Source organism: Pseudomonas sp. S2_H01 (assembly GCF_054668305.1).
Map to the genome: position 1 here is coordinate 5,147,082 of NZ_CP162756.1, position 15,331 is coordinate 5,162,412.

At 60.3% G+C, this 15,331-nt stretch carries 12 protein-coding genes and 1 pseudogene; 11 read left to right on the forward strand and 2 right to left on the reverse strand.

The window, feature by feature from the left end; genetic code table 11:
• The first annotated feature begins 506 nt into the window (after window positions 1-506).
• Complete coding sequence (gene mrdA, locus AB4N84_RS22880) at window positions 507-2,441, forward strand: penicillin-binding protein 2 (RefSeq protein ID WP_460043312.1); 1,935 nt, start codon at window positions 507-509, stop codon at window positions 2,439-2,441.
• Window positions 2,442-2,794: 353 nt separating this feature from the next.
• Window positions 2,795-4,516, forward strand: coding sequence for a ubiquinone-dependent pyruvate dehydrogenase (gene poxB, locus AB4N84_RS22885; protein ID WP_460043313.1), 1,722 nt, complete (start codon window positions 2,795-2,797; stop codon window positions 4,514-4,516).
• 101 nt (window positions 4,517-4,617) lie between these two features.
• Here poxB and AB4N84_RS22890 read toward each other — a convergent pair whose 3' ends face one another.
• Complete coding sequence (locus AB4N84_RS22890) at window positions 4,618-4,881, reverse strand: hypothetical protein (protein WP_460043314.1); 264 nt, start codon at window positions 4,879-4,881, stop codon at window positions 4,618-4,620.
• On the opposite strand from AB4N84_RS22890, the gene AB4N84_RS22895 reads away from it, so the two are divergent.
• From AB4N84_RS22895 to AB4N84_RS22925, 7 genes are all read left to right on the forward strand, one after another.
• The gene (locus tag AB4N84_RS22895; protein ID WP_425262190.1) at window positions 4,880-5,731 is read left to right on the forward strand and encodes a MurR/RpiR family transcriptional regulator; all 852 of its coding nucleotides are present in this window, start codon (window positions 4,880-4,882) and stop codon (window positions 5,729-5,731) included. The two genes, AB4N84_RS22890 and AB4N84_RS22895, sit on opposite strands and share 2 nt — an antisense overlap.
• Before the next feature lie 70 nt (window positions 5,732-5,801).
• The gene (gene ddpX / locus AB4N84_RS22900) at window positions 5,802-6,356 is read left to right on the forward strand and encodes a D-alanyl-D-alanine dipeptidase (protein ID WP_460043315.1); all 555 of its coding nucleotides are present in this window, start codon (window positions 5,802-5,804) and stop codon (window positions 6,354-6,356) included.
• Window positions 6,357-6,539: 183 nt separating this feature from the next.
• Window positions 6,540-8,108 carry an ABC transporter substrate-binding protein gene (locus AB4N84_RS22905; protein WP_460043316.1) on the forward strand — a complete coding sequence of 523 codons (1,569 nt, stop codon included), beginning with the start codon at window positions 6,540-6,542 and terminating at the stop codon, window positions 8,106-8,108.
• A gap of 234 nt (window positions 8,109-8,342) precedes the next feature.
• The gene (locus AB4N84_RS22910; protein WP_074749817.1) at window positions 8,343-9,359 is read left to right on the forward strand and encodes an ABC transporter permease; all 1,017 of its coding nucleotides are present in this window, start codon (window positions 8,343-8,345) and stop codon (window positions 9,357-9,359) included.
• A 1-nt stretch (window position 9,360) separates the two neighbouring features.
• Window positions 9,361-10,260 (forward strand): D,D-dipeptide ABC transporter permease, encoded by a 900-nt coding sequence (gene ddpC / locus AB4N84_RS22915; protein WP_460043317.1) that lies wholly within the window; start codon window positions 9,361-9,363, stop codon window positions 10,258-10,260.
• Complete coding sequence (locus AB4N84_RS22920; RefSeq protein WP_460043318.1) at window positions 10,257-11,297, forward strand: ABC transporter ATP-binding protein; 1,041 nt, start codon at window positions 10,257-10,259, stop codon at window positions 11,295-11,297. Before ddpC ends, AB4N84_RS22920 begins: the two co-directional genes overlap by 4 nt.
• A complete protein-coding gene (locus AB4N84_RS22925) occupies window positions 11,294-12,280 on the forward strand; it encodes an oligopeptide/dipeptide ABC transporter ATP-binding protein (RefSeq protein WP_074749823.1) in 987 nt (328 codons plus the stop codon). The genes AB4N84_RS22920 and AB4N84_RS22925 overlap by 4 nt, the downstream gene beginning before the upstream one ends.
• 181 nt (window positions 12,281-12,461) lie before the next feature.
• Here the strand turns inward: AB4N84_RS22925 and AB4N84_RS22930 are convergent, their stop codons facing one another.
• On the reverse strand, window positions 12,462-13,328 hold the full coding sequence (locus AB4N84_RS22930) for a LysR family transcriptional regulator (protein ID WP_460043320.1): 867 nt from the start codon (window positions 13,326-13,328) through the stop codon (window positions 12,462-12,464).
• Window positions 13,329-13,435: 107 nt separating this feature from the next.
• Here AB4N84_RS22930 and AB4N84_RS22935 point away from each other — a divergent pair, with 107 nt between their 5' ends.
• On the forward strand, window positions 13,436-13,876 hold the full coding sequence (locus tag AB4N84_RS22935) for a VOC family protein (protein ID WP_062382530.1): 441 nt from the start codon (window positions 13,436-13,438) through the stop codon (window positions 13,874-13,876).
• 388 nt (window positions 13,877-14,264) lie between these two features.
• Window positions 14,265-15,251 (forward strand): annotated as a pseudogene (locus tag AB4N84_RS22940) (cache domain-containing protein); the annotation flags it as partial.
• Window positions 15,252-15,331 lie beyond the last annotated feature (80 nt).

The window sequence follows — 15,331 nt, forward strand, 5'->3', positions numbered from 1 at the left end:
GGCACTACCATTACCGACAGCCATCTTTTCCACGCGAATCACAATCATAGATGTGTTACTGGCTGTTGCATCCTGTGGAATCCGTAAATCACTGTTACGTATTTGGTAATAGTCGAGTTTTTTGCCCACGTGTGCGCTGATCCGGATCCTGTTGCAGCACAGATATTCAAGATTGCCTGGAAGCAGGTATTTACTGAGTTTCGTGTGCTGATGGAAGGGGCGTGAAAAACGAGATCAATCTGATCCGTTCCAGGGGCGATCATCTGTACTGATCGGCAGTCGGGCATTGCATTGAATTGCAGTAATAATTCTTCAATGAAGATGGCCTGGCGAGATCACATCAGCGATGACGGCCCTGGGTCGTTTTTCCCCAACATGACAGGATTTTCATGAAGTTCGGTCCATGAAAGAAGGCGCTTCTTGGTATCGTGCACGCCATTTGCGTCCAGACAATCTTCAGCGGACGCTGTCTGTGCCGTTCATATCTTCACCGAGTAGCTGTAGAAATGCCTGATCCCATACCCCTCAAGGACCATGAGAAAGAGACGCGACTGGTCAACAAGCGGTTGATCGCCTGCGCCTTGTTCGTGGCCATCCTCAGCGTTGCACTGGTCTGCCGGATGTATTTCCTGCAGGTCACCGAATACGCCTATCACTCGACCATCTCGGAAAACAACCGCGTCCACGTGCTGCCCATTCCACCGGAACGTGGGCTGATTTACGACCGTAACGGTGTGGTTCTCGCCGACAATCGTCCCAGCTTCAACCTGACCATGACCCGCGAACGGGCAGGGGACTGGCACGCGGTCATTGACACACTGATGCAGATCCTCAGCCTGCCGGACGAAGACCGCATCATCTTCGACAAGGCGATGAAGAACTCGCCGCACCGTTTCGTGCCGGTCACGCTGCTCTATGAACTCACCGAAGAGCAGATCGCGCTGCTGGCGGTGAACCAGTTCCGGTTGCCGGGGCTGGACGTCGAGGCGCAATTCGTTCGGCATTACCCGCTGGCCGAGCATTTTGCGCACTCCATCGGCTACGTCGGGCGTATCAACGAAAAAGAAGCCTCTCAGCTGGATCAAGTCGAATACCGCGGCACTCAATCAATCGGCAAGACCGGCATCGAGCGGTTCTATGAGAACGAACTTCATGGCCACGTGGGCTATGAAGAGGTGGAAACCAATGCGCAGGGTCGGGTTCTGCGGGTCCTCAAACACACCGATCCGGTGGCCGGTAAAAGCATCACGCTAAGCCTGGACGTGAAGTTGCAGGAAGCGGCTGAGGCAGCGCTCGGTGATCGACGCGGCTCGGTGGTGGCCATCGATCCGGCCACCGGCGAGGTGCTGGCGATGGTCAGCAAACCCAGTTTCGACCCCAATCTCTTCGTGACCGGAATCAGCTTCAAGGAGTACTCGGCGCTGCGCGATTCGGTCGACAGGCCGCTGTTCAACCGCGTGCTGCGCGGGTTGTATGCGCCGGGTTCGACGATCAAGCCGGAAGTGGCGATCGCCGGTCTGGACAGCGGCATCATCACCCCATCGACCCGGGTGTTCGACCCGGGTTACTTCCAGTTGCCGGACTTCGATCACAAATACCGCAACTGGAACCACAGCGGCGACGGGTGGGTAGACCTCAACGCTGCGATCATGCGGTCCAACGACACGTACTTTTATGATCTGGCGCACAAGCTGGGCATCGACCGGCTGCACGATTACCTGACCATGTTCGGCCTCGGGCAGAAGGTCTCGCTGGACATGTTCGAGGAATCCGCCGGCTTGATGCCGTCCAAGGAGTGGAAGCGCATTACCCGGCGTCAGGCGTGGTTCCCGGGCGAAACCGTCATTCTCGGTATTGGTCAGGGTTATATGCAGGTCACGCCGTTGCAACTGGCGCAGGCCACTACGTTGATTGCCAACAAAGGCGTATGGAACCGGCCGCACCTGGCCAAGGAAATCGGCGGGGTCGCACCGGTCGACGAGCACCCGATGCCGAACATCGTTCTGCGTGATCCTCGTGAGTGGGATCAGGTGAACAACGGCATGCAAGCGGTGATGCACGACCCGCGCGGCATCGCCCGTGCCGCCGCGCAAGGCGCGCAATACCGAATTGCCGGCAAGAGCGGTACCGCGCAGGTGGTGGCGATCAAGCAGGGCGAGCGCTACAACCGTGAAAAGACGCTGGAGCGTCATCGTGACAACGCCTTGTTTGTTGGTTTTGCGCCCGCCGCCAACCCGAAGATCGCCGTCGCGGTGATGATCGAGAACGGCGAGGCGGGCGGTCGCGTGGCCGGTCCCGTCGTGCGGCAGATCCTCGACGCCTGGCTGCTGGACCAGGACGGCCACCTCAAGCAGCAATACGCGACGCCTGCGGCCACAGCGGTCAACCCGAAAGTGCAGATCGCCGCACCGAGCAAGGCCGTGGCGCAGCCGCCGGTGTGAGAAATACGTGAACGAACCCCTGTGGGAGCGAATTCATTCGCGAAGGATGTGGAAGGCGATGGAGATGTCTCGTCTGTACCGGCCAATCGCGAATGAATTCGCTCCCACAAGGGTTGTGTGTGGCGCGTGAGATGTTGTGCATGGCGCGGGAATGGTGCTCTGGCTTCGCCGCCGCCCTGACGCGGCCCCCGTTGCCACAGGTTCAGTGCAGTTCATTGCGTATTCGGCTGCCCACAAGGCGCACATCCTGACAAGCACTGAACTGTGACCGGTGCTACAGGTCGATTTGAAACGGCGCGCGATGTCGGCTTTGGCATCGTGCGTACCTTTTGACTCGACAAGGAACCTGCCCCATGTCCAGCAGAACCATCGCCGACTACCTCGCGCAAACCCTCGCCGCTGCAGGCGTCTCGAAAATCTGGGGCGTCAGTGGCGACAGCCTGAACGGGCTGACCGACAGCCTGGAGCGTTTGGGCAAGATCAAGTGGATGCACACCCGGCATGAGGAAGTTGCGGCGTTTGCGGCCGGGGCCGAGGCGGCGACCACTGGCCAGTTGGCGGTGTGTGCCGGCAGCTGTGGTCCGGGCAACCTGCACCTGATCAACGGCCTTTATGACTGCCATCGCAGCCGCGTCCCGGTACTGGCCATTGCTGCGCAAATCCCGTCGTCCGAGATCGGGCTGAACTACTTTCAGGAAACCCATCCTACGGATGTGTTCAAAGAATGCAGCCACTTCGTCGAAGCGGTCAGCAGTGCCGAGCAGTTTCCCCGCGTGCTTGAGCGCGCCATGCGTGCGGCGATCAGTCAGCGTGGCGTTGCAGTGATCGTGATTCCGGGCGACGTCGCCCTGAGCGAGGCGCCGGACGCCAAACCTGCGTGGGTCAATCACACGCCACCGCATGTCATTCCGACTGAGCACGATCTGCAACGGTTGGTGGACCTCCTCGGCCAATCAAAAGCCGTGACCATTCTGGCCGGTGCCGGGTGCGCCGACGCTCACGATCAGGTGGTGGCCCTGGCGGAAAAGCTGTCGGCCCCCGTGGTCCATGCGCTGCGTGGCAAGCAATACATCGAATACGCCAACCCCTTCGATGTCGGCATGACCGGTCTGATCGGTTTCAGCTCTGGCTACCACGCGATGCTGTCCTGCGACACGCTGCTCATCCTGGGCAGCGGTTTTCCGTACCGCAATTTCTACCCGGAAAAAGCCAACATCATTCAAATCGACATCGACCCCGCAGCGCTCGGCCGGCGTGTGCCGCTGACGTTGGGGTTGGCGGGCGGCATTGCCGAAACCATCGTCGCGCTGCTGCCACGGCTCAAGACTCATACCGACCGCAAGTTCCTGGACAAGGCGCTGGATCATTATGCCAAGGCCCGGGAAGAGCTCGACGAGCTGGCCACGCCGTCGGCACACGGCGAGCCGATTCATCCGCAATACCTGACGCGCATGGTCGATGCCTACGCCGACCCGGACGCGATCTTCACCGTCGATGTCGGCACACCGACGCTGTGGGCCGCGCGCTACCTGACCATGAACGGCCAGCGTTCACTGTTGGGCTCGTTCAACCACGGCTCGATGGCCAACGCCATGCCGCAGGCGCTGGGCGCGAAAGCTGCGCACCCGCAACGCCAGGTGGTGGCGCTGTGCGGTGACGGTGGCCTGTCGATGCTGATGGGGGACTTGCTGAGCATTCGTCAGCTCAACCTGCCGATCAAGATGGTGGTGTTCAACAACAGCTCGCTGGGTTTCGTTGCCATGGAAATGCAGGCCAGCGGTTACGTGCCACACGACACCGATCTGCACGCCACCAGTTTTGCCAACATCGCCATCGGCGCGGGCATTCTGGGCATCCGCGTGGAGGACTCGGCGGACCTGCCCAACGCCTTGAAAAAAGCCTTTGAACACCCGGGGCCTGTGCTGGTGGATGTGGTCACCGCCAAACAGGAATTGGGCCTGCCACCGAAGATCAAACTGGCGCAGGCCAAGGGGTTCAGCCTGTTCATGCTCAAGGCCGTGATGAATGGCAAGGCGGATCAGGTGCTGGAACTGGCGAAGACCAATTTGCGGTAAGCGCCATTCTCCTGTAGGAGCGTGGCTTGTCCCGCGATCGGCCGGGAACCGGCCGTGGATTCGGTAAACGCGGCGTTTGAGATACGACTCAGTGTGAGGGTTTACGACGACTCCGTCGCCGATCGCGGGACAAGCCACGCTCCTACAGGAGAGCGGTCCAGGGATGTTTTTTTGCCCATAAAAAGCGCATTTCGCGTCCCGCCCGCACCACCCTGAACCACAAAAACTCCCCACTGAAAACGCCTGAAAAAAATCATTGTGCCATCTCGAAAACCAATGTTATGTTGGTAACATCCTGTCGAGGAATGACTTCCTGATAACATTTTTCGACTGTCCTCAATGCCGGTTTCAAGCGGAATGTTCATGGTCAAGAGTCCTTTCCTCGAGACGTTGGAGCAGCGGTTCAGCGACCTGACGCCGACCGGCAAGCGTATCGCCGGGTATCTGTTGGCCAATCCCCAGAAGCTGCCGTTCGAGACTGCCGACAGCATCGCCCAGCAAACGGGCACCACCGGGATTTCGGTGGGCCGGTTCTTGCGTTCGCTGGGCTATCGCAACATTGACGACGTCAAGCAAAGCCTGCGCGGCGACAGTGTCAGCCCGTGGGTGATCACCGACCGTCTCGGGGCTTTTCGCGAAGAAAGCACCCATGGCGATGCTCTGGAACGTTCGATGAACCGGGAGCTGGAAGCCATCCAGCGCGTCTACGGCCTGGCCCGCAGTGACACGTTTGTGCGCATCGTCGAGCGGTTGTGCAGCGCCGATGCGGTGTTCATCGTCGGCATTCAGACCACACGGGGGATTCTCAATGCGTTCTTTTCGCACCTCGAATACATCCGACCCAAGGTCTACTACGTCGATGGGCTTTCAGGCACCTATGCCGAATCGCTCAACTCGCAGTTCGACAATCCTTATGCGGTGATCGCTGACTTTCGCACCTACTCGGCGGTCACTCGAACGTTCTGCGAGGTGGCGCACCAGCAGGGCCTGGCGCTGGCATTTATCACGGATTTCCATTGCCCATGGGCGCGGGATTACCCCACCGATCTGCTGCAACTGAACTCTGATGTCGGCCAGTTCTGGGACTCGCTCGCGCCGCTGACCTGCCTGTTCAACCTGATGGTGTCGGCGGTGGCCGAGAAGTACGGGGACCGGCTCGATCAACGCCTGGCGAAGAACCGTGAACTGCAACAACTGTTCGGGCAGTTCGAATAACCCGATTGCCTGTTTGAGACAAGCGCCTTGGGCGTGATGAACCGTTTGAGCTGATCTGGAGAATGTTTACGTGAATAGCCCCCTCGTCGAAGTCGATGCCAAGGCGCTGCAGGTCGAAGTCGACCTGATCTATGCCGGCGTCGACAACCTGGCCGGCAAGCAGATTTATCAGGATCCGCGCTGCCTGTTGCACCGCGACGCCGAAGCCTGCCTGCGCAAGGCCAGCCGACTGGCGCGTCAGGCCGGGCTGACCCTGCGCATCTTCGATGCCTATCGTCCGCCGTACGCGCAATACCTGCTCTGGGAAGCGCTGCCCAACCCCGAATACGTGCGTGATCCGAGCCTTGGTTCGCATCATTCCCGGGGGGTGGCGGTCGACCTGACGCTGATCGATGCCACGGGGCAGGCGCTGGACATGGGCACAGGCTTCGATGACATGCGTGAGCACTCTCACCAGTTTTTCGCCGATCTGCCCGCCGACGTGCAGCGCAATCGCCTGCTGCTGCTGGGGATCATGCTGGCCGCCGGATTCACTTACATCGACAGCGAGTGGTGGCACTACGAGCTGCCTGGCGCCGACGATTATCCGCTGATCGACGACGGTTCGATCCGCCCCGCCCACTGACCGAGACACCTGTGACACCTGACCGGGACGAACATGAATCCCGGCTGAACCTGGTGACGACCTGACTCGCAAGAGCAGGGCGCCCCCTGTCGAAGCCCGCAAGGCTTCGAGCTTTGACTGCCCGGTATAGCGCCAACAACAAACCTGACGAACTTCCACACATCGAACGATCAAGGAACCGGCATGAAATCAATCGTTACCTCACTCGCCCTCCCACGCACGCTGGCGATGGCAGTCCTCTGCACCGCCACGGGCCTGGGTGCCTGGCAATCGGCCAGCGCAGCCGTGCCTCAGGACACCCTGATGATCGGCAAACCGTCCGACCCTCAGACCCTCGACCCGGCTGTGACCATCGACAACAACGACTGGACCGTGACCTATCCTGCGTATCAGCGGTTGGTGACGTACAAGGTCGAGAACGGCAAAGGCAGCACCGAAGTCATGGGCGAGCTGGCCAGCAGTTGGTCGACGTCGGCGGACAACCTGACCTGGGAATTCAAGCTCAAGCCCGGCAACAAGTTCGATGACGGCGCCGACGTGAACGCCGAGGCGGTGAAGTTTTCGTTTGATCGGGTGATGAAGCTCAAGCAAGGGCCTTCCGGTGCATTCCCGGACGACATGACGGTGTCGGTGGTCGATCCGCTCACCGTGAAATTCACGCTCAAAGCGCCGTACGCACCGTTTCTCTCGACGCTGGCGCACAACGGCGCGGCAATCATCAACCCCGATGTGGCCAAGAAAAGCGAAGGCGCCGAGGCTTATCTGTCGAACCACACTGCCGGTTCCGGTGCGTTCAAACTGGTCAACTGGCAGAAGGGCCAGACCCTCACCATGGAGCAGAACAGCTACTACGCCGGTCCCAAGCCGACCCTGAAAAAGGTCGTGGTGAAGATTATCGGTGAGGCGTCGGTGCGTCGTCTGCAGTTGGAACACGGCGATCTGGACATCATCGAGGACATGCCCGAAGACCAGCTCGAAGCACTGGCGAAGAAGCCCGGCATCGTGGTCGGCGACTATCCGTCCTTGCGTGTCACCTTGCTCTACCTGAACACCCAGAAAGCGCCGATGAACAACCCGGATGCACGTCGCGCCATCGTCGAGTCGCTCGATTATGACGGCATCATCAACGGCATTCTCAAAGGCAAGGCCAAGCCGCTGAACGGCCCGATCCCTCAAGGCATGTGGGCGTACGACGAGAAGCAGCCTGCGTTCAAGCAGGACATGACCAAAGCGAAGGAAGACCTGGCCAAGGTCTCGCCGAAGATCAGCAACCTGACCTTCATGTACTCCGACAAGGACCCTAACTGGGAGCCGATCGGTCTGACGCTGCAAGCCGGTCTGCAGTCGCTGGGTGTGAACCTGAAGATGGAGAAGCTGGCCAACGCGAGCATGCGTGAGCGTCTGGGCACCGGTGACTTTGACGTTGCCATCGGTTCCTGGAGCCCGGACTTCGCCGACCCCTACATGTTCATGAACTTCTTCTTCGATTCGAAGCTGAAAGGGCTGGCGGGTAACCGTTCGTTCTACGACAACCCGGCAGTGGACAAGCTGATCCGCGAGTCGGCGACCACCAACGACATGGCCAAACGCACCGAGCTGTACCAGCAGGCGCAGAAGATCGTGCTCAACGACAGCGTTTACGCCTACCTGTACCAGAAGGCCTACACCTTGCCGATGAGCGAGAAGGTCAAGGGCTACGTGTTCAACCCGATGTTGGAGCAAGTGTTCAACATCGGCACGATCACCAAGTAAGCCGTCGTCGCCCATGGATTTCAAGAAGCCCATGGGCGACAAAGTGATCGTGTTGCCATGGTTCTGGGCCCTGTGCGAGCGAATTCATTCGCGATTGGCCGTACATCCAATAAATCTCTGCCGGATGTACCGCCGTATCGCGAATGAATCCGCACACAGAGTATCGGGTGGATGGCAAGGCTGTGTCCGCGAGCTGATTCGCGTTGTCGATTGAATGCGTGACCGAGGTGCCTGATGGCCTTCCTGAATATTTTGCGTAAACGCCTGGGCGGCCTGCTGCTGGTGGTGTTTGGCGTTTCCCTGATTACCTTTTCCATCTCTCATCTGATTCCGGGTGATCCTGCGCGGCTGATTGCCGGCGACCGTGCAACCGATGCGATTGTCGAGAACATTCGCCATCAACTGGGATTGGACTTGCCGCTGTACCAGCAATACGGCCGCTACATGCTCGACCTGTTGCAGGGCGATCTGGGCACGTCCATCCGCACCCATCGTCCGGTGCTCGAAGACCTGCAAGCGTTCTTCCCGGCGACCCTCGAGCTGGCGCTGGCGGCGCTGACCCTGTCGATTCTGGTCGGGGTGCCGCTGGGCGTGTTGTCGGCGGTTTACCACAACCGCTTCATCGATCAGGTGGCGCGAACCCTGGCGGTCACCGGGATTTCCACCCCGGCGTTCTGGCTCGGGCTGGGACTGATCGTGCTGTTTTACGGGCATTTGAACTGGCTGCCCGGCAGCGGACGGATTGACGAAGGCCTGGAACCGCCGCCGACGGTGACCGGTTTTTACTTGATCGATACCTTGCTGGTGGGGGATACCAGCCTGTTCTTCAATGCTGTCCAGCACCTGATCCTGCCGGCGATCACGTTGGGTTTCGTCAATCTTGGCGTAGTGGCGCGGCAGATCCGCTCGGCGATGCTCGATCAACTGGGTGAAGACTACATCCGTACAGCGCGGGCCTATGGGTTGTCGAAGTGGGCAGTGATCCTGCGCCATGCGCTGCCCAACGCCTTGATCCCTTCGGTGACCGTGCTGGGCCTGACCCTGGGCGATCTGCTCTACGGCGCGGTCCTGACGGAAACCGTATTCGCCTGGCCCGGCATGGGCGCCTACGTAGTCAAGTCGATCCAGTCGCTGGATTTCCCGGCGGTCATGGGCTTCGCGATTCTGGTGTCCTTCATTTATGTACTGCTGAACATGGCGATCGATCTGGTGTACCGCCTGATCGACCCACGCATCGGCGAGGTCAATTGAAATGTCCACTCCCCTCACTGCGCCGGTCGTGGCGCCGCTGCCCAAGGCTTCGCGCTGGCAGGACAAACTCGCGTACCTGGCGCACCAGGTGCGGCGCAGCCCGCTGACCATGGCCGGGTTGCTGATCACCCTGATGGTGCTGCTGTGCATGGTCTTCGCGCCCTGGCTGGCGTCCCATGATCCCAACGCGCTTAATCTGGGCCAGCGCCTGGCGGCGCCGTCTGCCGCGCACTGGTTTGGCACTGACGAAGTGGGCCGCGACCTGTTCAGCCGGGTCTTGTACGGCAGCCGTCAGTCAGTGGGCGTCGGACTGTTCGTCGCATTCGCGTCATGTATCGCGGGCGGCTTGCTGGGCTGTATGTCCGGGATCATCGGCGGGCGCTTCGACAGCCTGATCATGCGCTTGATGGACATCATGCTCTCGGTGCCGTCGCTGGTGCTGATTATGGCGCTGGCCGCGGCGCTGGGCCCAAGCCTGTTCAATGCGATGCTGGCGATCACCCTGGTGCGGATTCCGTTTTACGTGCGACTGGCGCGGGGGCAAGCCCTGAGCATCCGCCAGATGGGCTACGTCAAAGCCGCTGAAACCTTCGGCGCAGGGCGCTGGCACATGGTGCTCTGGCACGTGGCGCGCAACGCCATGCCGCCTTTGCTGGTGCAGCTCAGTCTGGACATCGGCAGCGCCATTCTCATGGCCTCGGCGCTGGGATTCATTGGCCTCGGTGCGCAACAGCCCACGGCCGAATGGGGGGCGATGGTCGCGACAGGGCGCAATTACATCCTCGATCAATGGTGGTATTCGACCTTTCCCGGTGTGGCGATTCTGATCACCGCCACGGGCTTCAACCTTCTGGGCGACGGCGTACGTGACCTGCTCGACCCACGCCAGCAGGGGAAATGACCATGCACGCACAAGCCTCCAATCCCGTTGTCGGCCCTTCACCGGTATTGACCATCGACAACCTGAGCATCGAGTTCCCTGCGTACAAGAGCACCGTCAAGGCGCTCAATGGTGTGTCATTGCACGTCAATCCCGGTGAGATTGTCGGGGTCATCGGTGAGTCCGGGTCCGGGAAGTCAGTCACCGCCATGCTCAGCCTGCGCCTGTTGCCTGAACGCGCGTATCAGGTGAAGAGCGGCAGTCTGAGCATCCTGGGCCGCGACATGCTCAGGGCCAGGGAGAAAGACCTGCTGAAGGTCCGTGGCCGCGACGCCGCGATGATCTTTCAGGAACCAATGACCGCGCTGAATCCGACACGACGCATCGGCCGACAAATGCTCGACGTGATCATTCATCACCAGCAACTGAGCAAGGCCGACGCCCGCGCCAAAGCCGTCGCCTTGCTTCGCGACATGCACATCGCCGATCCCGAGCAGGTGATGAACAGTTACCCGTTCGAGCTTTCCGGCGGCATGCGTCAACGGGTGATGATCGCCCTGGCGTTCTCCTGCGATCCACAGTTGTTGATTGCCGACGAGCCGACCACGGCGCTGGACGTGACTGTCCAGCGGCAAGTGTTGCTGCTGTTGCGCGAAAAAGCCCGCGAGCGAGGCACGGCGATTTTACTGATCACCCACGACATGGCGCTGGTCTCGCAGTTCTGCGACCGGGTCTATGTGATGTACACCGGCGCCGTGGTGGAGCAGGGCGTGACCTCGCAAGTCATGGCCGATCCTCGTCATCCCTACACCCGAGGGCTGCTCAGTGGGTTGCCGGAACAGGTCGAACCCGGTCAGGACCTGATGACCATTCCCGGTCAGGTCCCCAATCTGTCGGCCTTGCCTGAGGGCTGTACCTTCCGCGACCGTTGCGCTTATGCCATGCCCAAATGCCTGCAGCGTCCGCCCATGCAGGTCATCGATGCCGTTGCTGATCGCAAGAGCGCTTGCTGGCTGAGCGAGCCATCCCATTCTTCAGCACAGGAGATGCCGTCATGACCCGTGCAGCCCTTGAATCCTTGCCCGATGAACACCCGGTGATTCTCGGCCTTGAAGACGTGCGCGTGCATTACCCCATGGGCAAGGACTGGCTCGGTCGACCAAAGGCCCTGGCCCACGCCTTGAACGGCATCGACCTGCAGGTGCGTGCCGGGGAAACCCTGGGGGTGGTGGGGGAGTCGGGGTGCGGCAAGAGCACGCTGGCGCAATTGCTGATGGGGCTGATCAAGCCGACCTCAGGCAAGCTCGAGTGGATTTACAACAACGCCAAGGAGCGCAGCAGCAACGTGCAGATCGTGTTTCAGGACCCGCAATCGTCCCTCGATCCGCGACTGCCGGTGTGGAAGGTAATCACCGAGCCGCTGTTCGTCCAGCGTTCGGCGCCGCGTCGGGACATGCGTGACATCGCTGCCAAAGTGGCTTCTCAGGTCGGGATCCGTACGGAGTACATGGACCGTTTTCCGCATCAGTTTTCCGGCGGTCAGCGGCAGCGCATCGCCATCGCCAGGGCGCTGTCGTCGAACCCGGACATCATCGTCCTCGACGAGCCGACCTCGGCGCTGGATATCTCAGTGCAGGCGCAGATCCTCAACCTGTTGGCCGAACTGCAACGCAGTCGTGACCTGACGTACATCCTGATCTCGCACAATGTCTCGGTGGTGCGGCACATGGCCGATCGGGTCGCGGTGATGTACCTGGGGCAGATCGTCGAGCTGGGCAGCGCCGCCGAGGTGCTGGAGCGCCCGCGTCATCCCTACACCCAGTTATTGCTCGAAGCCGTGCCGCGCCTGGGCGTGGCGGTGGACGACGCCCAGGTCTCCGCGCCGACTGAATTGCCCGGCAATCGCAACCTGCCCACCGGGTGTTTCTTTCGGGACCGCTGCCCGAAGGCAACCGTGGGCTGCGATAAGCCGCAGGCGTTGTTGCCCGCCAGAGGCGCAGCCGGTGCCGAGTGGGTGAGGTGTCATTTGCAGTCGGTGTGAACTGGGCCAGGACCCTGTCGGAGTGCGCGTGTTCCGGGTCGCATCCGGACGAGGCGGTATGCCTGCGACGAATGTATCGACTGACACACCGTCTTCGCGGGCAAGCGCGCCCCTACAAAAGCTGATCTGCGGTGAGCCTCACGCGCCCTTGATCGCGCGTGAGGCGTCGAACCGACCGCTCCTACAGGCGTTTTGGTGCCAGACACTCGCGAAACAACCGCTGCAGCGGGAGTTGCCGGTTCGCATGACGCATCACCAACGCCAGCTCACGGTAAAACGTCAGCGCACCGAGTTCGACGATCCGGATATGGGCCGCGCGTTCCAGCCATAAACCCGCTCGCGGCACGAGCGATACACCGAGTCCGGCCTCGACCATGCGCACGATGGCGTCGACTTCGTCCAGTTCGAGCCCCGGACGTGTTTCGATTTTCTGTTCACGCAGGAACCGCGTCACCTGACGGCCGCCGAATGAATGGCGGTCGTATCGCACGAACCGGTTGTCGCGAAGCAGTTGAAGGGGATCGTCGCCTTCTATCTGCACGGGTGCGATCAGCACGAACGGCTCGCGTTCGATGACCTCCAGCGACAATTCCTTGGGCAGTGCGAAGGGCGGTCGGATCAGGATTGCCAGGTCGATCTCGCCGGCATCAACGCTGTTGAGCAATGTCTGCGAAACACCCGGCACCACTTTGGCCTCGACCGTGGGCGCCTGGGTATTGAGTTGCACGAGCGCGTCGGGCAACAAGCCGGTTTGCACGGTGGCGATAGCGCCGATCACCAGCTCTCCAAAGTAGCCGCTGTCGGCTGACGGCGTGGCCATGCGTTCATACAGCTCCACGATTTCACGCGCCATCGGCAATGCGCGTTGACCGGCCGCATTGAGGGTGGCGCTGCGTCCGCTGCGATCAAACAGCTTCGTGCCGAGCGCTTTTTCCAGGGTGCGGATCTGCGCACTGACCGCCGATTGGGTCAGGCCGATCTGGTTGCCCGCCGCGACGAACGTGCCCAGGCGTTCGACGGTAAGGAAGGTTTTCAACTCGCGAATCATGGCGGCTCACTGATCAAAATAGTTGTGGCTCGACGCGAAAATTATGATCTTTCAATCAATGATTCAATGGGTAAAGATGTTCCCATCCCAAACAGAGGAAGTTGACCGTGACCGCCACCCCTCAGAAGCTCTCGCCGTTTCACCTCGCCATTCCCGTCTATGACCTGGCCGCCGCACGGCATTTCTACGCCAACGTGTTCAATTTGCCCGAGGGCCGCTCCAGCGATCACTGGGTGGATTTTGATTTCTTCGGCCATCAACTGGTGATCCACGAACACCCGAAAACCGATTCACAAGCCCACGCTGGCACCAACGCCGTGGACGGCCATGACGTCCCGGTGCCGCATTTTGGCGTGGTGCTGGGTTGGGAAGAGTGGGAAGCGTTGGCGGATCGATTGCAGGGTCAGGGCGTGAAGTTTGTGATCGAGCCTTACGTGCGCTTCAAGGGGCAGGTCGGGGAGCAGGCGACCATGTTCCTGTTCGACCCGTGCGGCAACGCGCTGGAGTTCAAAGCGTTCAAGGACATCGGGCAGTTGTTCGCGAAATAACGACGTGCGTGTCGGGCCCTGACACGCCGCACATTTATTGTAGGAGCGCGCTTGCCCGCGAATGCGATCTGTCTGAGATGAATTTATCAACTGACACTCCGCAATCGCGGGCAAGCAAGCGCCTACACGTTCCGGCGTGATACACATTATTGGATCCAGCTTTAAACACACTTAGACGGATGTTTAAATAAAAACCCAACTATTGCCCCTAATAAGTACTGACCGATTAGTGTCGTCGACGACCGGCATTAAACTCTGCCACTCAACGGCCGAAGTATATTTCAGGCCGCGTCTTCCCTTTCTTCGCATAACCCCGTAAAAAGCGCGGCGCGTGCCTGATCGGCTACGCATTCACGTCGCTGTCATTCTTGGTTATGGACACAATCGTATGATCAATCGTCTGGGTTTCAGCAGAAAGATCCTGCTGGCCGCTGCACTGATAGTTGTTGTTGCTTTCTCGTGTTTCATACTGGTGAACGATTTTCGTCAGCGGGAAACATTGAAGAACAACGTAGATGCAGAACTGCAACAACTGGGCAGTCTGACCACGCAGAACATTCAAACCTGGCTGGACAGTCGCACTCAGCTTTTGTACTCCATGGCTCAGCAGATTGCCGCTGACGGCCCGACTCCGAGCAGTTTGCAGCGCATCGTCGGCCTGCCGGTGTACCCGGATAACTTCCAGCTCAGTTACTTCGGCGGCAAGGACGGCCTGATGTTCTCGGTCCCGGCCGGTAACCGGGCCGCCGACTATGACCCCCGTGCTCGCGGCTGGTACAAGGCGGCCGATGCTGCGCAGGGCATCATTGTCACCGAGCCCTACATCGCGGCTTCATCCGGCAAACTGGTGGTGACGCTGGCCACGCCGGTTCGTCAGCAGGGCCAGATGATCGGCGTCGCGGGCGCGGACATCTCGCTGGATGCCATCAGCAAGACCATCAACGCGCTGAATTTCGGCGGGCACGGCTACGCCTATATTGTCAGCGCCGACGGCAAGATCCTGATCCACCCCGACAGCAAGCTGGTCCTGAAGAACGTCAGTGAGGCCTACCCCAACGGGGCGCCGAAGATCGCCCCAGGCGTGGCTGAAATCGAATCCGGCGGCAAGGCGCAGTTCATTTCGTTCACCAGGGTTGAGGGATTGTCCTCGGCCAACTGGTATGTGGCGCTGGTGCTGGACCGGGATGCGGCGTATTCGATGCTCAGTGAGTTCCGTTCTTCGGCGATCACTGCCATGGTCATCGCCGTGGCAATCATCATGCTGCTGCTTGGCCTGCTGATCCGCGTGCTCATGCAGCCGCTGCATCAGATGGGCCGCGCCATGCAGGACATCGCGGACGGTGAGGGCGACCTGACCAAGCGTCTGTCGATTGTCTCGCAGGACGAATTCGGCGCGATGGCGCAGTCGTTCAACCGCTTCGTCGAGCGTATTCATGGCTCGATACGTGAGGTGGC